The sequence below is a fragment of the Vibrio sp. Vb2960 genome (assembly GCF_033337665.1).
GTDB classification, from domain to species: domain Bacteria; phylum Pseudomonadota; class Gammaproteobacteria; order Enterobacterales; family Vibrionaceae; genus Vibrio; species Vibrio alginolyticus.
Window position 1 is genome coordinate 1 of sequence record NZ_JAWORD010000072.1, and the last position, 818, is coordinate 818.

Here is an 818-nt window from a genome sequence, read left to right on the forward strand (position 1 = left end):
GGCTCTCAGCCATTTGTTGAGCTAGGCGTTTTGTTTCTTCATCAACACGAAATTGAATTCTAGTGTCCATGATATATTCCTTTGTTGGTGTGTGTACAAATGTTAGCACTAGGCTTTAAGATGGGCAACTAACAAACAATTTAAGAGTGATTCGGTACGCGTGGCACTTTTACTATGCGTTGGTTTTAGTGATTAAGGTGGTATGCGGGAGCATCGTATTGCGTGCGTCACACCTTAATTGGGCGTTATATGCAATGGATTGGAATATTTATGAAAGGATTTAATAACATCTTAACTGGTTTTTCCTGGGGAGTTGGCTTCTCAGTTGCGCTCATTCTGAGTGGGTTGGTTTATACAAAGTTCGTTGAACCGTCGCTCGGAAATATTCTTAAAGACAAAGAGATCGATGATAAAGCAATTGAGTATTTGGCAGATTTCAAAACTGCCTATGGTTTAACATTGGAAAATGTCTTCAAAGATGGGGACGATGTGCGTTTGGCTGTCGTACAGGAAAACCTTACGGAAGAAGCGTTATATTCTCGTGAGGTTTTAGCATCTGCGTTCGATGTGAACGGTAATTTTATTGGTAATTGTATCGGTGAAAATGAAATCTTCATTATGCAGCCAAGAGAAACCTTTTATCTTGAAATCAAATGTGGGTTTGTGCCGTCGCAAGTCGAGCAAATCGAATCATTTAAGTTAAGGGTTAAGCCGATTTAGTAAGCACCAGAAAATTGCATATAACAAACTGTTCAAGAGGGATTCGCAACGCGTGGCATTTTCACTATGCGTTGGTTTTAGTGTTTAAGGTGGTATGC

1 protein-coding gene and 1 pseudogene are annotated in these 818 nt (G+C 39.9%); one reads left to right on the forward strand and one right to left on the reverse strand.

Annotated elements, in window-relative coordinates; translation table 11 throughout:
• Positions 1-73: pseudogene (locus tag R7O03_RS22655) on the reverse strand (CopG family transcriptional regulator); the annotation flags it as partial.
• A 197-nt stretch (positions 74-270) separates the two neighbouring features.
• On the opposite strand from R7O03_RS22655, the gene R7O03_RS22660 reads away from it, so the two are divergent.
• Entirely contained in the window at positions 271-720 is a 450-nt protein-coding gene (locus R7O03_RS22660; RefSeq protein WP_270055210.1) for a metal ABC transporter ATPase, read from the forward strand.
• The last annotated feature ends 98 nt before the right edge of the window (positions 721-818 follow it).

What these genes read in the sequence shown, in the direction of transcription:
- R7O03_RS22660 (WP_270055210.1), top strand. Translation starts at nt 271, where the DNA reads ATGAAAGGATTTAATAACATCTTAACTGGTTTTTCCTGGGGAGTTGGC.